The organism is Labilithrix sp., from assembly GCA_019637155.1.
Taxonomy (GTDB): domain Bacteria; phylum Myxococcota_A; class Polyangia; order Polyangiales; family Polyangiaceae; genus Labilithrix.
Genome location: JAHBWE010000012.1, coordinates 261866 through 279002 on the forward strand (window position 1 = coordinate 261866; position 17137 = coordinate 279002).

17 protein-coding genes are annotated in these 17137 nt (G+C 71.1%); 3 read left to right on the forward strand and 14 right to left on the reverse strand.

Annotated elements, in window-relative coordinates; genetic code table 11:
• Positions 1-12: 12 nt before the first annotated feature.
• Genes KF837_26030 through KF837_26040 form a run of 3 tightly spaced genes read right to left on the reverse strand, consistent with a single transcriptional unit; the run spans position 13 to position 4379 of the window.
• Entirely contained in the window at positions 13-1359 is a 1347-nt protein-coding gene (locus KF837_26030) for a hypothetical protein (GenBank protein MBX3230805.1), read from the reverse strand.
• Positions 1356-3962 carry an Hsp70 family protein gene (locus tag KF837_26035; GenBank protein ID MBX3230806.1) on the reverse strand — a complete coding sequence of 869 codons (2607 nt, stop codon included), beginning with the start codon at positions 3960-3962 and terminating at the stop codon, positions 1356-1358. Before KF837_26035 ends, KF837_26030 begins: the two co-directional genes overlap by 4 nt.
• 6 nt (positions 3963-3968) lie before the next feature.
• Positions 3969-4379 carry a hypothetical protein gene (locus tag KF837_26040; GenBank protein MBX3230807.1) on the reverse strand — a complete coding sequence of 137 codons (411 nt, stop codon included), beginning with the start codon at positions 4377-4379 and terminating at the stop codon, positions 3969-3971.
• Positions 4380-4396: 17 nt separating this feature from the next.
• On the opposite strand from KF837_26040, the gene KF837_26045 reads away from it, so the two are divergent.
• Positions 4397-5224: a hypothetical protein gene (locus KF837_26045; protein ID MBX3230808.1), complete on the forward strand. Its 828-nt coding sequence runs from the start codon at positions 4397-4399 to the stop codon at positions 5222-5224.
• Positions 5225-5233: 9 nt separating this feature from the next.
• Here KF837_26045 and KF837_26050 read toward each other — a convergent pair whose 3' ends face one another.
• The 4 genes from KF837_26050 to KF837_26065 form a co-directional block, all read right to left on the reverse strand.
• Positions 5234-5605 (reverse strand): LamG domain-containing protein, encoded by a 372-nt coding sequence (locus tag KF837_26050; GenBank protein ID MBX3230809.1) that lies wholly within the window; start codon positions 5603-5605, stop codon positions 5234-5236.
• A gap of 15 nt (positions 5606-5620) precedes the next feature.
• Positions 5621-5947: a hypothetical protein gene (locus tag KF837_26055; GenBank protein ID MBX3230810.1), complete on the reverse strand. Its 327-nt coding sequence runs from the start codon at positions 5945-5947 to the stop codon at positions 5621-5623.
• A 281-nt stretch (positions 5948-6228) separates the two neighbouring features.
• Complete coding sequence (locus KF837_26060; protein MBX3230811.1) at positions 6229-6786, reverse strand: Uma2 family endonuclease; 558 nt, start codon at positions 6784-6786, stop codon at positions 6229-6231.
• 15 nt (positions 6787-6801) lie between these two features.
• Positions 6802-7314: a hypothetical protein gene (locus KF837_26065; protein ID MBX3230812.1), complete on the reverse strand. Its 513-nt coding sequence runs from the start codon at positions 7312-7314 to the stop codon at positions 6802-6804.
• Here KF837_26065 and KF837_26070 point away from each other — a divergent pair.
• Positions 7261-7716, forward strand: a complete 456-nt coding sequence (locus tag KF837_26070) for a hypothetical protein (protein ID MBX3230813.1) — start codon at positions 7261-7263, stop codon at positions 7714-7716. The genes KF837_26065 and KF837_26070 overlap by 54 nt on opposite strands.
• A gap of 1 nt (position 7717) precedes the next feature.
• Here the strand turns inward: KF837_26070 and KF837_26075 are convergent, their stop codons facing one another.
• The 3 genes from KF837_26075 to KF837_26085 are packed head-to-tail and all read right to left on the reverse strand — an operon-like array spanning position 7718 to position 9998.
• Complete coding sequence (locus KF837_26075) at positions 7718-8476, reverse strand: hypothetical protein (protein ID MBX3230814.1); 759 nt, start codon at positions 8474-8476, stop codon at positions 7718-7720.
• Between the two features lie 8 nt (positions 8477-8484).
• The gene (locus KF837_26080) at positions 8485-8733 is read right to left on the reverse strand and encodes a hypothetical protein (GenBank protein ID MBX3230815.1); all 249 of its coding nucleotides are present in this window, start codon (positions 8731-8733) and stop codon (positions 8485-8487) included.
• A gap of 17 nt (positions 8734-8750) precedes the next feature.
• On the reverse strand, positions 8751-9998 hold the full coding sequence (locus KF837_26085) for a hypothetical protein (GenBank protein ID MBX3230816.1): 1248 nt from the start codon (positions 9996-9998) through the stop codon (positions 8751-8753).
• Positions 9999-10058: 60 nt separating this feature from the next.
• Between KF837_26085 and KF837_26090 the strand changes: the two genes are divergently transcribed.
• Entirely contained in the window at positions 10059-10976 is a 918-nt protein-coding gene (locus KF837_26090; GenBank protein ID MBX3230817.1) for a hypothetical protein, read from the forward strand.
• A 74-nt stretch (positions 10977-11050) separates the two neighbouring features.
• Here the strand turns inward: KF837_26090 and KF837_26095 are convergent, their stop codons facing one another.
• The 4 genes from KF837_26095 to KF837_26110 form a co-directional block, all read right to left on the reverse strand.
• Entirely contained in the window at positions 11051-12589 is a 1539-nt protein-coding gene (locus tag KF837_26095; protein ID MBX3230818.1) for a serine/threonine protein kinase, read from the reverse strand.
• Between the two features lie 191 nt (positions 12590-12780).
• Positions 12781-13761: a hypothetical protein gene (locus tag KF837_26100; GenBank protein ID MBX3230819.1), complete on the reverse strand. Its 981-nt coding sequence runs from the start codon at positions 13759-13761 to the stop codon at positions 12781-12783.
• Between the two features lie 94 nt (positions 13762-13855).
• The gene (locus KF837_26105; GenBank protein ID MBX3230820.1) at positions 13856-15139 is read right to left on the reverse strand and encodes a serine/threonine protein kinase; all 1284 of its coding nucleotides are present in this window, start codon (positions 15137-15139) and stop codon (positions 13856-13858) included.
• A 53-nt stretch (positions 15140-15192) separates the two neighbouring features.
• Positions 15193-17106, reverse strand: coding sequence for a M2 family metallopeptidase (locus tag KF837_26110; protein ID MBX3230821.1), 1914 nt, complete (start codon positions 17104-17106; stop codon positions 15193-15195).
• Positions 17107-17137: the final 31 nt, after the last annotated feature.

Here is a 17137-nt window from a genome sequence, read left to right on the forward strand (position 1 = left end):
AAGCAGAATACCTCACCCACCAGCGCGGAGCTTCGCTTCGCGGAGGAGCGCGATCGCGTGTGGGCGGTCGTGACGAAGCGAGGCCTCCCATCCCACACGAGCGAGCACGGTCGCGAGCGACGCGACCGCGCCGTTCTCCTTCCGCAGCGCGGCGGCGCGGCGAGCCTTCATCGCGAGCTCCTCGTGTCCGGCGAGCGCGAGCGCGTCCGCGAGCGCGAGGAAGCCGCGCGGCGGCGCGGCGTACGAAGGGACGGCGAGCCACGCCGCGAGGAGATCGATCGCGACGTCGCGGAGCTCGGCGTCGCCGTTCTCGAGCGCGGCGTGCGCGACGGCGAGGGTCTCCGCCGGCAGGCGCTCGCGCGCGCGAACGGCGGCGGCGAGCGGACGGAACGACCGCGCCGCGCGGGCGGGCGCGCCGTCCCGCATCGCGACGACGACGTCGAGGAGCTCGCCGTGCCGGTGGACGCGGCGCTTCAGCGGATCGTCGGGCGGCGGTACGACCTCGTCGCGCGGGACCTCGTACCGGCCGCGCAGCAGGTCGCGCGCGCGCTCGGTGACGGCCTCCATCGCGGGCGTCAACGTCCCGCGCACGGCCTCCTTCACGCCGAGATCGAACATCGCGACGAGGCGGTCGTGCTCGAGCGGCGTGACGGCGGCGCTGGCCTCGTCGGCGAAGCGCGCGGCGAGCCGGCGCGCGCGGAGGCGCAGCGAGACCTCCTCGCTCTTCGCCACGTCGCCGAGGAGCCCGATCGCGCCCGCGCGCGTGAAGCGGCTCGGCGAGAGGAGGAGCACGCGCGCGAGCTCGACGCGCTCGCCCTCGGAGAGCTTCGTCGCGTCGAGCTTCGCCGCCTCCGCGAGCGACTCCGCGAGCGTGTCCCACGATCGCGCGAGCAAGACGGCGCGGCGGAGGCGAGCGGCGTCGGCGACGCGCGCGGCGCCCTCCTTCTCCGCGCGCGCCACGGTCCGCGCGAGCACCTCCGGCGCGCGCTGGTCCCGCGCCACGTCGAGGCACCGCGCGTGCGTGTAGAGTGCATGCGCCGTCTTCGTCCGCCGCGCCTCGGTCTCGGCGAGATCGATCGCCTCCGCCGTCATCTTCGCGCGCACGAGGTCGCGGCACAGCTCGGCGACCGCGAACGTCCCGCGATCGATCGTCGTCCAGAGCGCGACGAGCTCGCCCGCCGCCGCTCCGTCACGGAGCGAGACCGCGCACCGGATCCCCGCCATCAGCGCCTTCGCGCGCGTCTCCGCGTCGCTCGCGTTCGAGGCGAGCGCGCGCCAGGCGACGAGGCCGGCGCGCGGCCCGCCGGTGCGCTCGACCCGCTCCGCGAGCGCGATCGCGACGGACCCGGCGACGGTCACGCGCCGGAGCCTCGATCGGTGACGAGGCCGATGGAGGGGAGGCGCTCGACCGCGGCTTCGATCCGCTCGATCTCCGTGTCGATCTTCTCGACGAGGCGGCGGAGCTCGGTCGTCTCCTTCTTCTTCTTCGGATCGTCCGACTCCTGGCCTTCCTTCAGCGCCTCGAGCGGCTTCTTCACGCCGTCGGCGAGCCACTTCTCGATCCGCTTCTGCTCGTTCGCCTGCATCACGCGGATCTCGTCGGTCGTGCTCGGCACCAGGTCCGCGAGCTGGCGCTCGACCTGCTGCGAGCGCCACGACAGGCTCATCGTGCGACGGAGGATGTACGCGGGATCGTCCATCCGGATCTGCGAGAACTCCTCCTGGTAGGCGGTCTCGCAGAGCGCCTGGACCTCGTTGTAGATGCGGCGCCAGGTCGGGCCGTCGGCGGCGGAGTGGGCCTCGAGGGCCTTGTCGTAGAGCGTGTCGATGCGCTTCTCCCACTCCATCTTCGACATCCCGAGGAGCGCGCCCTCCGCGCGGTACGCGACGAGGCGGAGCGAATGGAAGGCCGTTTCCATCCGCGCCATCGGCGGGACGAGCGCCTCGCCGACGCCGCCGTGGAACTCGTCGATGAGGTGACGGAGCCGCTCCGAGAGCGCGACGAGCTTGTCGGGATCGGTGTGGAGCACCTCGCGGATGCCGACGACGAGGCGATCGGCCTCCGCCGCGAAGGCCTCGCCGAGGCCGCCCCACAGCGCGCGCTTCGCCTTCTCCGCGCGATCGAGGAGCTGCTCGATGTCGCCAGCGTCGGCGGCGGTCTCGTTCGGCGGCGGCTCGATGTGCGCCTGGATCTGCTGCGCTCCGACGGTGGCCTTCGCCTCGAGCCGCATCGACTCGTCGCAGCGCAGCACGACCTCGACCGGGCTGCCGACGGGGAGCTCCCGCGGCACGTCGATCGCGAGCGTCTTGATCGGGAGGCGGTTCTGCAGGATGCGGAGGACGACGGCGCCGCTCTGGTCGGCGGTGAAGAACATGTGCGTCACCTGCGCGGGGAGGCCGGTGCCGCGCGCGAGGAGGATCTTGCGATCGCGCTTGCCGCCGCGGACGACCTCGAGCGCGACGTCCTTCGCGATGACGGAGGCGCGCGAGAGCGCGGTCGGCCGCGGGCGGAGGTCGCCGCGATGGAGCACGAGCGGCAGCTCCGCGAGCGGCGCGCCGACCGAGGTCTGGAGCGCGAGCGTCGCCGCGGTCTCCTCCGCCTCACCGAGCGGCACCTCGAAGCGCACCGTCTCGCCCGGCTTCGGGATCGGCGCTTCGCCGAGGGGGTTCTCGCCCTCCCAGACCGCGAGGTGGGCCGCCGTCTTCGGCGCCTCCTCGACCGCGACGGTGAGGCGAAGCTTGTTCCCCTGCGCGACGAGCGGAGACGTGATGCGCACGCGCGACTTCGACGCCTCGTCGACGAGGCGCGTCCCGCCGACGTGGGCGGCGTGGACCGCGGCGCCGAGCGCGACGCACGTGTCGACGTCGTCGCGGAGCGGCTCCGGCGATCGCTTGCAGTACGCCGCGGTCACGCGCTTCACCACGAGCGGCACGCGCGTGGACCCGCCGACGAGGATGACGTGGTCGATCTCCTCCGCCCCCACGTTCGCGACCTCGCGCGCGCGGGCGAGCGCGCGCTCGCAGCAGGCCATCGTCGTCTCGACGAGGTCGGCGATGATCTCCTCGTAGTCGGCGCGGCCGATGTCGCCCTCGAACGAGACGCTCTCGCCCGCCTTGTCCTTCACGATGTCGTTCTTGCTGACGTGCGCTACTTCGGTCGTGGAGAGCGACTCCTTGATCTCCTGCGCGAGGTGGACGAGCCGCCCGAAGATGCGCCGGTCCTCGTCGTTGTTCTTCACGTCGAGGTCGAGCGAGTAGCCCTTCTCGACGAGCTGCTTCCGCAGGTGCTCCGCGTAGCGGCGATCGAAGTCGTCGCCGCCGAGGAAGTTGTCGCCGTCGATCGCGAGGACCTGGTACTCGCCGCCGACGCAGCGGAGGATCGAGACGTCGAAGGTGCCGCCGCCGAGGTCGTAGACGAGGAAGTTGCCGTCCTCGAGGCGGCGCTTCCACGTGTGGTAAATCGCGGCTGCGGTCGGCTCCTGGAGGATGCCGATCACGTCGAGGCCCGCGAGCTCGCCCGCGCGCCGCGTCGCCTCGACCTGCGGCGCGTCGAAGTAGGCGGGCACGGTGATCACCGCGCGCGTGACGGGCAGCTCGACGGTCGAATTTCCCGCTTTCATCGGCTTCAGCGTCTCGCGGATGCGGTCGCGGAGCTCGATGAGGATCTTCGAGCTCACCTCCTCCGGGTTGAGCTGGTGCGGCCCGACCGCGACCGTCGTCTTCTGGCCCATCTTGCGCTTCACCGACTCGATCGGGGCCTCGCCGGTCCCGCGCTTGCTGCGCGCGGCGTGGCCGACGACGAACGCGCTCTGCTTCGCGTCCCACGCCACGGCGGACGGCACCGTCTTGCGGCCGAAGCGATCGGCGTAGATGGTGATCTCGCGCTCCGACGGTGGGAGCCACGCGACCTCGGAGTTGGTGGTTCCGAGATCGATACCGACCGCGCGATCGAGGAGAGCCATGGGCTCCTACGGTATCAGGATCCTATCCTCGTCGAGCGGCGGCGGCGCGTCGTCGTCCGGGTCGAACGATCCGAGCGCGAGCTCGACGCACGTGCGCGGGGCGACGTCGTGGAGCGCGAGGCCGTGCAGCGCGAGCTCTGTCCCCGCGGCGGAGGCCGCGGAGGCCGTGGCGGCCGCGGCGGCGCGGCGGCGCGGGAGCATCGGCGGGCGTCCGAGCGGCGGGCGCGTCTCGGGGTGGGCGAAGAGCGCGGCGCGGAGGCGGCGCGTCGGATGCAGCGTGAGCTCTTCCCACGCCGCTCGGATCCGCTCGCGCTCGGCCTCGTCCTTCGCGTCCTCCGCCAGCTCCTTGAGGCGCTGCGTGATCGCGGCGATGCCCTCGCGCGGATCGAGCGCGTACCGCTCGAACGGGTTGTCCATCCGGGTATTGTTGCAGCATGACGCCGGACGAAGAAGCCAAAGCGAAGCGGAAGCGACGCTTCTTCGTCGTCCGCGTCTCGATCCTGCTCTTCATCCTGTTCCTCGTCGTCCTCTACGCGGTGCGGGACCTCCGCTCGCGCCGCGGCCGCAACGCATGGGACCACACGCTCGACGTCGCGATCGTCCTCGTCCACGCCGCGGGCGAGCCGCCGATCGATCCCGACGCGCAGCGGGCGCTCGAGGACCGCATCCCCGTCCTCGAGGACCGCCTCGCCGCGGAGGCGGAGCGTCATCGTCCCGGCCTCGGCAAGCCGCTCCGCTTCAAGCTCCACGGACCGGTGGAGGTCGCCGCGCCGCCGCCGTCGCCGGCGAGCGACGGCGCGGTCGATCTCGCCTCGCAGACGATCGCGATGAAGAAGTGGCTCGCCGACGTGGACCCGCGCGCCGGCGTCGTGCCCGAGCACTGGGACACGCGCATCTACGTCGTCGCGCGCAAGCCCGCGAGCGAGCGCCGCAGCTTCGTCGAAGGCCAGAGCGAGCAGGACGGCCGCATCGGCAGCGTGGCGGTGGAGCTCGACGCCTCGATGGCGGACACGACCCTCTTCGTCGTCACCCACGAGCTGATGCACACCCTCGGCGCGACCGACAAGTACGACGCCGCCGGCAACACGAAGCTCCCAGAGGGCCTCGCCGACCCGGACCGCGAGCCGCTCTACCCCCAAGACCGCGCCGAGGTGATGGCGCGCAACCGCGTGGTTGCACCCGGCAACGAGACGATCCCGACGAGCCTCGACCAGCTCGCGGTGGGCCCGCAGACGGCGACGGAGATCGGCTGGCGGAGGTAGCGGCGCTCGTCAGAGCCGAGCGATCTCGTCGGCCGACAACGCGCGGTCGTAGAGGCGGACGTCGTCGATCACGGCGTTCGCGAACGCCGATTCCGGTGGCCTTCCATTCCCGCCGACGTCCAACCCGGTGGCGTCGAAGCGCACCGTCGGCAACGCCGCCGTCGCGCGCAGGACGTGATCGACGAACAGCTTCGCGGTGGCGCCGTCGTGCGTCGCGGCGAGGTGATGCCACGAAGTCGTGTCGAGCGGCGCCGAGTCGGCGATCTTCGCGCTGTCGGTAGCGACCTGATTCCAGTGGAAGGACCAACGTCCTTCGGTGTCCACGCGGAGGGCCAGCGTGCCGTTGCGCCGGCTGAGGAACCTCGCCTCGCCCGTCGGCATCGACTCGAGCCGCACTCAGAGCGCGATCGTGTACGTCGCCCCGAGCGCAGGCGCATCGGCGATCGCGACGAGGTCATCGACGCCGTCGAAGCGGAGCGCTCCACCGTATCGCCCACTCGTCCACGTCGCCCCGGCGATCTCCCCGTCGCTCGCGCCGGCGCCGTCCCGCGCCGTTTGCCCGGAACCTTCGTCGAACGCCCAATAGCCGATGAGACCGTCGAGCACGTCCGGAGCCACGACACCGGCATCGTCCAACGAGGCTTCGACGCCGGCGTCGAAGCTGGACACGCCACCATCCGCCGGCCCGGAAGCATCGACACCGAAGGCCTGACACGACATCAACGCGCCAGAGAGCGCCCCGATCCACAGCCGGACTGAGCGCCTCCTCGGTCCAGCCACTCCTCGATCTTACCCGCATCCACACCCGTCATCACATCCGCGAGACCAGGCCCTCGCGCGCGCGTATCTTCGCGCAGCTACGAGCCGGAGCCCCGACGCGAGCGAGTCATCAAATCCGACGAAGACGTCGTACGCAGCCGTCAGCGAACCAAGCGCGCCTATGGCGAAGACATCCTCGACGTCGGCTGCGGCATGAACCGTGGCGCCGGCGATGGCGCGACGGCTCACTCATCGTAGATCGCGTCGACCGAGAGGGGGACACCATGAAGCGTGATCGTCGCCCCTGACTCCGCGGGCTCGCACTGCCAGCCCGTCGAGCGGCGGAAGACCTCGATTCGGCGCGTCGCTTGGGACACGAGCACGTACTCGTCGAGCGACGAGAGCGTGCGGTAGTCGCGGAACTTCCAGCCGCGGTCGTCGCGCTCCGTCGACTCGGAGAGGACCTCGACGAGGATGCATGGGTTCGTGATCGCCTCGCCCTCGACCCGTCCGTTCTTCTCGACCACCGTCTTCATGATCGGACCGCAGACGACGCTGACATCCGGCCGGAGCCCCGACCGCGTGACCGCGACATGGACCGCGACCGAGCCATCCCTCACCGTACAGCGGCCGCGCAGCGCGGTGCGGAGCTCGGCGATGACGGCGCCGACGAGTCTCCCGTGCTCCGGCGTCGCCCCCGACATCGCGTACACGTGGCCGTCGACCCACTCGCGTCGTATCCCGCTCGGATCGTTCGCCTCCTCGACGAGGAACTCCTCGAGCGGAACGTACGTCTGACCCATCCGCGCGGCTAAGCCTCACCGCGCTGGGCGGGCGCAGCGGCCGCCGCTTTTGCCGTATTGGAAGGAGGCGGGGTAGCCCGTGATCGCGGGCTCGTCGCCGGTGCGGAAGTAGGGGTCGGCGTAGCGGGCGTGGGTCTCGAAGCTGTAGCCGATCGTCATTACGAGCGGGAGGTCGCCGGCGAAGCGCTTGAAGCCGCGGCGGGTCTCCTGGACGGGAGTGCCGTCGGGGCCTGCGTAGGTGAGCACGCGTTCGCAATAGGTGGGGTCGCCTGGGTCCGGCGCTCCGGCGGACATGTCGCAGACGTCCTTCGTCGCCGACGCTCGGAGCCCGGCGACCGGCCAGGCCGTCTCGAGCATGTTGCCGCCGATGTCGAACCAGCCTTCGCCGTTCGACGTGAGCTTCGTGACGTCGAGCGGGAAGCGGCCCGGCGCCGCGACGGACGGCGCGTCGTCGTCGGCGGGAGGGGCAGGCTCTTGCAGCAGCTCTCGTGCTTCGCGGCGTCGTCGCCGACCTCGCCCGCGCCGCACGTCCTCATCCCCGCCGGCCCGTGTTTGCCGCCGCACGATCGCGCGTCGACGCATCGCTTCGACAGACCGCAGATCTTCGTCGCGCAGTCCGCGTCCGCCGCGCACGCGAGGCCCTCCGCGCACGGCGGCGCGTTCGGGCCGCCGCAGTCGACGTCGGTCTCGCCGAGGCTCGGCGACTTCTTCCCGTCGCTCGTCGTCGGCGCCGCGCAGACGCCACCTTCGCAGCGGCCCTCGCAATCGTCGTCGCCGCCGCAACCGCCCGGTTGCCCGCCGCCGCCGCTGCTCGCGTCCCCTCCGTCGACGCCGCCCGGCGCGCGCGACGGAGCGTCCGCGGCGTCGTCGCCGCACGCGGCGAAGACGAGGAGCGCGGCGAGCGGGAGAACGAGGAGGCGCCGCACGTGATTCAGAACGCGCCCGCGCCCGGCGCGCCCGCGCCCGGCGCGCTCGCGACCTCGAACTCGCCGCGGTGGCGGCGGAGGGGGAGCGCGACCGGGACGCGGTCGAGGACGCGGTCGAGCACGAAGCCGGGCTCATCGGTGGGGAGCAGATCGCGCGTCAGGCCCCACACCGCGGCGCCGGTGGCGTCGAACATCCACGCCGAGAGCTTCACCTCGTCCTCGAGACACACGTCGTCGGGGGACCAGCGTGACGCGAGCGGGCCGCCGAGCGACGGCGGGCGCACGCCGAGCTGGCCGTGATGCACCAGCGCGGTCGCGTCGTCGTGGCGCGCGCACGCCATCACCGTGTGCACCTCGAGGACCACGACGAAGCTCGCGCCGCGCTCGCGCATCTGCTGCAGCGTCGCGTCCGTCGCGCGGAGGTCGGCGAGGAACCAGTCCTGCACCCCCACCTCCGGCGGCGACTCGCACTCGCTCTCCGGGCGCGCGCCGCTCGCCGGCTTGCCCGCGAGGCCGTCGAGCATCGCCTGCAGGCGCGCCGTCTTCGCCGCCGGCTGGCTCTCCGTCGGCCGCTCCGCGAGCGGGCGCTCCACGAAGTGACGCGCCGGCACCGATCGCTCCACGACGCAGGAGCGCGGGAGCACCACGAGCGCGTCGCCCGCGTAGCGCTGCGGTGGCGTGCCGGCCTCGTGCTGCACCGGCCGGCTCACGCACCCGAGCGCGCCGAGGGCGAGGGCGAGGGTCACGGGAGCGAACGCGCGCATTGGATGCATCATGCAGCTACCCTTTCGAGCGTCCAGAGGACCCAGTTGGCGGCGTTCGTCGAGGTGGTGACGCGCCAGCCCTCGGCGCCCATCCGGCCGAAGAGCGTCGCGATCTCGGCGCTGCCGCCGTCGTGCGTCTCGCGCCGGCCGTCTCCGAAGAAGAGGACGAACTGCGGGCGGAACGTCACGCGCGCGTCGCTCGGCGCGCTCCAGTACCACTCGACCATGCAGTGCTCGTAGCGAGTCATGCGAGTCATGCGCCCCACCTCGAGATCTACCAGCTCACGAGCACCTTGGTCTTCACCTCTTCGAGCTTCTTCTTCGCCGCATCGAGCTCGCGTGTGGCCGGATAGAGCACCTCCGCCCGCTTGATCATCGCCTCCGCCCGCTCGACGTCGGCGGCGCGCTTCACGATCGTCATCTCGCGGAGCAGGTCGAGCGCGTTGTCGCAGAGCATCGACGCGAGGACCACGCGGCCGTTGCGGTGGGTCGGACAGATCTTCATCGCCCGCTCCGCCGCGGCGAGCTTGGTGCGCGGATCCATGTCCGTCTCCGACATGAAGACGAACATCTGGGCGCAGCCTGCCGCATAGGCCAGCTGCGACGGGTCCTTCTCCACGCGGCGGGCCAGCGTCTCCATCATCGGCTTGAACGGATCGAGGAGGTAGCGGAGCGCGGACCAGTTCCGCTCGCGATAGAGCTCCCACCCGATCCGTTCGAGCTGGCCCACCACGAAGTGCTCGACCTGCTCGTCGTGCCCCGACCACGTCCACACCGCGACCGCACGCAGGACGAGCGTGCGCCCCTTCGTCGTGAGCTCCCCCTGGACGTTCGCCTCGTCGAGCGCCTCGCGGATCACGTCGAGCGCGCCCTCGATCGCGGCGTTGCGGCGGCGGTTCGTCTCCACCTTCAAGCGCTGGCGCGCGGCGTCGGGCAGCGACGCGATCTTCGCCGCGTCGTCCGAGCGCGCGAGGGCGAGGAGCGCCGACGTGCCGGCCGGCTTCAAGTCGCGCGACGCCGCGTCCGCGCGACGCCCCAGCTCGCCGACGAGCTCGTGACCGACGCGCTCGGGCGGGATGCCCGCCGTCTTCGCCGCGCTCGGTCCGAGGACCGCCTCCTCGAGACGGGAGAGGTACGCGCGCTCCTCGCCGAGCGCGAGCCACGACGCGAGCGACCACACCCACGCGTTGGCGGCGAGGTCGGGCGCGGTGCTCTCGAGCGCGGAGGCCGCCTTGGCGTGGAAGAGCGCGAGGTGGTGCAAGAGCTCCGGCGTACAGCGCGCGAGCGGGACCTTGTCGATGAAATGGCCGAGCCCGGCCACGTCTCCCGCGAGCGCGGCCGTGACGGCGGCGGCGCCGCCGGGGAGCTTCCGTACCTCGCCGACGAGGCCGCCCGCGCGCGGATGGATGCGGACGCTGGGATCGCCGCGGTCGGCGACGAGGAGGGCGAACAGGCGCTCGGCGACCGTCTCGTCCTCGAGGCGCTGTAGGAGCATCTCGTCTTCGTCGCGCCACGCACTCACGACCCCGGATCTTATCCCGCGCGTTGCTTCGTTCGAGGTCGTTCCTTAAGGTTGAGGGTGGTGCCCGCGCCGTACCGCATCGCGTCGCCTCCCGAGCCTCCGCGCACGGAGGAGGCGGACAGCTACGAGCAGATGCTCGTCACCGAGCGCTCGCGCGATCGCCGGACCGGCGCGCTCCTCGCTCTCCTCGCCCTCACCCTCGCCGCGATCGGGTTCTCCTCGCTGAAGCCGCGCAAGCCCGCGCCCGCAGCGGCGGACGAGGCGCGGCAGCGGCTCGAGCTGCGCATCGCGCGCGCGAAGCGGACGGTGGAGGACGCGAGGACGCGCATCGACGAGGCGCAGGACCGGTTCGCGCGAGACCTCCGCGCCGCGATCGACGCGGAGCTCTCGCCTTCGGAGCCGCTCACCGCGTGCCCCGTCTCGCTCGCGGAGCCCGGTCGCCTCGTCCGCGGACGGCCGTCGTTCCCGCTCGCCGTCACCGATCGCGGCGCCGTCACCTGGAGCCCCTCGATCCATCGCGTGTGGCAAGACGTCGGTCGCGCGGAGGACTTCTTCGGCGGCGACAATCCCTCCGCCGGCATCATCTACGCCGAGGCGTTCGAGACGTCACCGATCGAGGCGCGCCTCGTCCTCGACGTCGTGCTCGTGCGCACGAAGCACAAGGTCCCGATCCGCACCTCGCCGACGACGTACGAGCCAGGCTCGGTCGACGGCATCGCCTACGTCTACGACTGGCGCGAACGCCGGTTCGTCTGCGCGGGCGAGGTCCACGCCACGAACGCGCAGGCGCTCGAGTATTCGTTCAACGACGGCCTCGACGCGAAGAGCTGGCAAGTGCGCGAGCCGCGCCTCGACGCGACCCTCGAGGACGACCTCGAGACGCAGGTCGCCCGCGCGATCACCGCGCCGAACGTGCTCTACTCAACGTCGGGGGCGTTGCCCCCGACACCCCCACCCCAGACACGGCCCTCGCGCTGACGCGCTCGGGGCGCTTCGCGCCCGCTTTCGCGGCCGCTTCTGGGGCCCCTCGTGGGGGGCGTGCGAGGGGGGGGTCAGTCTTTGGGGATGCACTCGAGGTTGTATTTGCGGTGGCCTTGGCTGTCGATGGTGAAGGGTTCGCAGCTTGGTTTGGGTTTGGGTTGGGGCGCGGGGAGCCAGGCGGGCTTTGGGGGAGGGCTGGCGTCTGCGGCGGGGGCGGGGGGCTCGGGAGTGCTCTCGGGGGTTGCGCTCGGCGTGACGTCGGGGGCGAGGTCGGGGAGCGCGCTTGGGGGGCTTGGCGGTGTGGAAGTGGAAGCGGAGACGGAGGGGGCGGGGGTCGCGGAGGCGCGGTGCGCGAACGATAGGCCCATGAGCACGAAGCCGATGATCGCGAGGGCGACCATGAAGCTCACGAGCGCGATGAGCGGCGCGAGGTCCTTCTGCGTCCTCGGCGCGATCGGGACCTCGGTCCCGATCGGCGTCCCCGTCACGCCGCTCACCTCTTGCGCCGGTTGCGAGAGCGGGAGCATCGGCGCGGAGCTGTAGCCGCTCGGGGGCGGCGGCGCGGGGGGCGGCGGAGGAACGCTGACCGCGGGCGCGAGCGCGCCGGCCGCCTTCTCCATCGCCTCGATGCGCTCGGCGCGAACGCGCAGCGCGGTCTCGGCGAACTTCTCGACCCAGAGGCCGACCTCGCTCGCCGGCGCGAGGCCCACCTTGCGTTCGAGATCGAGCGCCATCTCGCGCGCGGTCTGGTAGCGCTTGTCTGGATCGGCCGCGAGGCCGCGCATGACGATCGCGTCGAGATCCGCGCTCACGTCGCTGCGAACCTCGCTCGGCTTCGCGAACGCACCCTGCATGATGCGGGTGACGATCTCGACGTCGCGCGCGCCCTCGTGGAGCCGCTTCCCCGAGAGCGCCTCCCACAGCACGACGCCGCACGCGAAGACGTCCGCGCGGCGATCGACCTTGCCGCGGATCTGCTCGGGCGACATGTACGCGAGCTTGCCCTTGATCTGACCTTCGCGCGTGACCTGCGCGCGACCCGCCGCCTTCGCGACGCCGAAGTCGAGGACGCGCGCGACGCCGTCGGCGCCGATGATGATGTTCTGCGGGGACACGTCGCGATGCACGACATCGATGAGCTCGCTCGCCGAGCCGCGCGTCTCGTGCGCCGCGTGAAGCCCGAGGAGCACGCCGTGCAGGATCGACGCGAGCACCTTGATCGGCACGATCGCCTGCGCGTTGCGACACGCGCGGAGGAGGCGCGAGAACGTCTCGCCGTGGACGTACTCCATGACGAGGAACAGCCCGCCCGTCTCCCGTCCGCCGAGCACGGCGGGCCCCGGCGTCTCGATGACGTCGACCATCGGGACGACGTTCGGATGACGGATGCGCGCGACGATGCGCGCCTCGTCCATGAACATCGTCACGAACTCCTGATCGCTCGTGAAGTGCGCGTGCAGGCGCTTGACCGCGACCGTGCGACCGAACCCCTCCTTGCCGAGCAGTCGACCGAGATGGACGGTGGCCATCCCGCCCGACGCGAGCACGTCGAACAGCGCGTACCGCCCGATGATGAGCGGCTCGTCTTGTGCCTGCGCCGCCGCCGTCACGACCCCCCAAGCGTATCAGAACATAATTCTCAAAGAAGAAAGCGGCGCAGCCGTGGAGCTGCGCCGCTTTCTCAACGTCGGGGGCTTCGCCCCCGACACCCCCACCCCAGACACGGCCCTCGCGCGGAGCGCTCGGGGCGCTTCGCGCCCGCATTCGCGGCCGCTTCTGGGGCCCCGGGCGGGGGACTGCTTTAGGGGCCGGCCATGTCGTTGAGGTCGGATTGGAGGGCGAAGACCGGGAGGAAGAAGTAGAGCGCGATGTTGCGGCTGGTGGGCTGCATGCCGCGCATCTGCTTGGCCTTCTGGACCTCCTTCGGGACCATCGTGAGCCAGTAGATCCAGTTGTAGATCGGGATGATGACCGGCCAGCGCGGGAAGCCGGGGTTGCCGGCCGCGTTCCGCATCTCGTCGAGCGCCTTCAGCATGTTGATGAAGAACCAGACGAGGAACGCGAGGTTCAGGAGGCTGCCGACGAGCGCGAGGATGGGCACCTCGATCGCGCTCGCGACGCCGCTGATGATGTTCGGAACGAAGATCATCAGGAGCTGCGGCAGGAGGCCGAACATGAACGCGTTGCGCAGCGTCGGCTTCGCGCCGCTCGGTGCGCCGCCGTAGCCCATCTGCCCCATCCCCTGCTGCATCTGGCCGAACGCACCCTGCATCGCTCCGCCGAAGCCGCCGCCGGGAGGCGCGCCGTAGCCGGGCTGACCGCCGGGCTGGCCGTAGCCGGGCTGACCACCAGGCTGCTGACCGTAGCCGGGCTGACCACCGGGCTGCTGGCCGTAACCGGGCTGACCGCCGGGCGGAGCACCGGGAGGCGCGCCGTAACCAGGCTGACCACCGGGCGGACCGCCGAAGCCGGGCTGACCACCGGGCGGCGCGCCGGGAGGCGCTCCGTAACCAGGCTGACCACCGGGCGGCGCTCCGTAGCCGGGCTGACCGGGAGGCGCTCCCGGCTGACCATAGCCACCCGGCTGCTGCTGCGGGGGCTGACCGTAACCAGGCTGACCACCGGGCGGCGCTCCGGGCTGGCCGTAGCCACCTTGCTGCGGCTGCTGGCCGAAGCCTCCTTGCTGAGGCTGACCGGGTTGACCGTAGCCGGGCTGCTGGCCGGGGTAGCCGCCGCCGGGCGGATAACCGGGGGGATAGTTGCCACCGGGGGGTTGGTTCATGGCGGACATCTTACGCTTGGTTCGGGCCCGCGATCACGTTTTGTTCGCGCGCACCCCCGAGCATGGAAACCCGCACAAAAGCTGGACGAACCCCTCAGCGAGGCGCTAAACCGCTCGAATTGGGTGCAGGATGCACGGATCTGGGCGGCGACGACCGCAAGGGGCGCTGCACCTTGATCGGCACGAAGAAGTAGAGCGCCACCGCGACCGCGCCGGCGAGGAACAGCGCGGCGACGACGCCGAGCAGGATGCCACGCTCCTGCCGCTTCCGCGACTGCTGCGCGGTCCATCCCTGCACGACGATGTGGCGGCGGTTCTGCTCGTAGACGTCCTGGGGTCGTCGCGACGACGGCGGCGGCTGCGTACCGCTCGGCGGCGCGAGCGCGGGGGCGAGCGCAGGGGCGAGGCGCACCGCCGACACGGCGGAGATGCGCGACAGCGAGCCGACCTCGCGCTGCACGTTCGCGAGCGCGCCGACGACGCCGACGGAGCCGAACGGCGAGATCGCGCGCGCGAACATCGCCGCGCTCGGCCAGCGCTGATCGCGATCGCGCGTGAGCGCGCGCTGCACGGCGTAGACGAGCTGCGGCGGCACGTCGGGGCGGAGCTGGGGCATCGGGCACGGCTCCTCGAACATCACGCGGTCCAGCACCTCTTTGACGGTGTTCCCGACAAAAGCCATTTGACCGGTAATCACCTCGTAGAGGATCGCGCCGAGCGCCCAGAGATCGGCGCGGTGATCGACCGTCATCGGCTCGCGCACCTGCTCCGGCGGCATGTACGCCGGCGTGCCGAGGCTCCGCGTCTCGCGCGTGATGCGTTGCTTGCCGACGCCGTCCGCCTTCGAGATCCCGAAGTCGAGCACCTTCACCCGCCGCGAGCCGTCGGGCCGCCGCGCGAGGAACAGGTTCGCGGGCTTCAGATCGCGATGGACGACGCCGAGCGAGTGCGCGGCCGCGATCGCGTCGAGCGCCTGGAGGACGTAGTCGCACGCCTCCCCGAAGTCGAGCGGACCTCGGTTCATGATCTCCTCCTCGAGGTCGTTGCCCTCGAGGTACTCCATGATCATGAACGGGATGCCGCTCGAGAGCATGCCCACGTCCGAGACGCGGCACACGTAGTCCGACTCGATCTTCGCCGCCGCGCGCGCCTCCGCGAGGAAGCGCTGGATCGACTCCTCCGGCGTCCCGAACTTGTGCTCGATCAGGAACTTGATCGCGACGACCTGATCGAGCGTCGTGTGACGGCCGGCGGCGACGAGACCCATCGCACCGACGCCGAGGACGCGCTCGACGCGATACTTGTCGACGATGTCGCCGATGTTGATCGGCGACCCGTACGGTTGCATGCCGTACGCGGGTGTCCCGTACTGCGCCACTCGCGTTCGATGTTAGCGAACGAGGGCGCGCTGAAACCTGGATCTTCTTTGCCTCACCAGCCGCACTGCTCGCCTTTGTTCTGATCCTTCAAGAAGGTGCGGAGCGGCGCGAAGTACTCGACCAGCGCGGACGCGTCCGCCTTCGTCTCCCCCGAGAGCACGGCGAGCGCCTCCGGCCACGGCTTGCTCTGCCCCAGCTCCAGCATCGCGCGGAGCTTCTTCCCCGCCTCTTTGTTGTTGTAGATGCTGCACGTGTCGAGCGGTCCGGTGTGCCCCGCCGCCTTGCAGAGCGCGCGGTGGAACTGGAACTGGTAGATGCGCGCGAGGAAGTAGCGGACGTACGGCGTCGAGCCGGGCACGTGCATCTTCGCGCCGGGATCGAAGTCCGCTTCGCTGCGCGCCACCGGCGCGTCGATGCCCTGGTACTTCTTCCGGAGCGCCCACCACGCGTCGTTGTACTTGTCCTTCGGCGTCTTCCCGGAGAAGACGTCCCAGCGCCACTTGTCGATCAGGAGGCCGAACGGGAGGAAGGCGATCTTCTCGAGCGCCATCTTCATCTGGAAGTTGATGTGCCCCTTGTCGCCCTTCGGCACCGCGTCGAGGAGGCCGAGGCCCTTCAGGTACTCGGGCGTGACGGAGAGCGCGAGCGTGTCGCCGATGCCCTCGTGGAAGCCGTCGTTGGCGCCCTGCTGAAAGAGGATCGGGAGCTTGTAGTAGTAGTGGAAGTAGTAGTCGTGCCCGAGCTCGTGGTGGATCGTGATGAGGTCCTCCTCCGTCGGCTCGATGCACATCTTGATGCGGAGGTCGTCGTTCCAGGAGACGTCCCACGCGCTCGCGTGGCACATGACCTCGCGGTCCTTCGGGCGCGTGAAGAGCGAGCGCTTCCAGAACGTGTCCGGCAGCGGATCGAGGCCGAGCGAGGTGAAGAACGCCTCGCCGAGCTTCACCATCTTCACCGCGTCGTACTTCTTCGCCTTCAGCTTCTTGTCGACGTCGAGCGATCCCTGCCCCGGGTACGGCTCGACGAGGTCGTAGACGTTGGCCCACTCCTGCGCCCACATGTTGCCGAGGAGCTGCGCCGGGATCGGCGCCTTGTCCTTGATCTTGTCGGCGCCGTACTTCGCGCGGAGCTTCTTCCGCGTGTAGCAGTGGAGCTCGTCGTAGAGCGGCTTCACGTCGTTCCACAGCCGCTCGACGTCGGCCTCGAACGCGTCGGGCGGCATGTCGTAGCCGGAGCGCCAGAGCGCGCCCATGTCCGCGAAGCCGATCTCCTTCGCGCCCTTGTTCCCGAGCTCGGCGTAGCGCGCGTACTTGTCGCGCATCACCGGCGCGATCGCGTGCCAGCCGGCCCACGCCTCGGTGAGCTCGTCCCAGCTGCGGCTCTTCTTGAGGACGCGGTTCAGATCGTCGAGCTTCATGCACGTGCCCGGCACGGCGGGCTTCCACGTCTTCGCGAGCGCGGAGCCGGCCTTCGGGCAGTACTCGCCCTTCGCGTAGGTCGCGGTCATGCTCGTCGAGATCTTCGCGAGCTCGCCGCGCTCGTCGGCGTTCGACGGCGCGGGGACGACCTGCGCGAGCTTGAGGAGCATGAGCTGCCGCGCGGTGACGGGATCGATCCCCGTCAATCCGTCGAAGCGATGCGCCTTCTGGATCGCGTCGGTGACGTAGGCCGCGGTCGCCTCCTCCCCCGCCGCCGCGAGCGCCTCCGAGTCCTCGGTGACGAAGTTGAGGCTCACCCACCCGGCCTGATCGCGCGCGGTCCACAGCCGGCGGAGGTCCTTGTCGACTTGCTCGATGAACCTCTTCGCCTCCTCCGGCGTCGCGGCGGCCGGCGGCGTCGCCGTCACGGGCTGCGCCGTCGCCGGCTCGCACTTCGGGCACGGCGCGACGGGCGGCGGATCGCTTCCGCCGCACGCGACGGCGAGGAGGACGGTGGAGACGGACACGAAGAGGCTCGAGAGACGCATCGCGCGCGCTTCTAGACCACCGGTGTCAGGT

Excerpts from the sequence above, each read along its gene's own strand:
- KF837_26035 (MBX3230806.1), bottom strand. The coding sequence starts at position 3,962 with ATGGCTCTCCTCGATCGCGCGGTCGGTATCGATCTCGGAACCACCAAC.
- KF837_26040 (MBX3230807.1), bottom strand. The coding sequence starts at position 4,379 with ATGGACAACCCGTTCGAGCGGTACGCGCTCGATCCGCGCGAGGGCATC.
- KF837_26045 (MBX3230808.1), top strand. The coding sequence starts at position 4,397 with ATGACGCCGGACGAAGAAGCCAAAGCGAAGCGGAAGCGACGCTTCTTC.
- KF837_26050 (MBX3230809.1), bottom strand. The coding sequence starts at position 5,605 with ATGCCGACGGGCGAGGCGAGGTTCCTCAGCCGGCGCAACGGCACGCTG.
- KF837_26060 (MBX3230811.1), bottom strand. The coding sequence starts at position 6,786 with ATGGGTCAGACGTACGTTCCGCTCGAGGAGTTCCTCGTCGAGGAGGCG.
- KF837_26075 (MBX3230814.1), bottom strand. The coding sequence starts at position 8,476 with ATGCGCGCGTTCGCTCCCGTGACCCTCGCCCTCGCCCTCGGCGCGCTC.
- KF837_26080 (MBX3230815.1), bottom strand. The coding sequence starts at position 8,733 with ATGACTCGCATGACTCGCTACGAGCACTGCATGGTCGAGTGGTACTGG.
- KF837_26100 (MBX3230819.1), bottom strand. The coding sequence starts at position 13,761 with ATGAACCAACCCCCCGGTGGCAACTATCCCCCCGGTTATCCGCCCGGC.
- KF837_26110 (MBX3230821.1), bottom strand. The coding sequence starts at position 17,106 with ATGCGTCTCTCGAGCCTCTTCGTGTCCGTCTCCACCGTCCTCCTCGCC.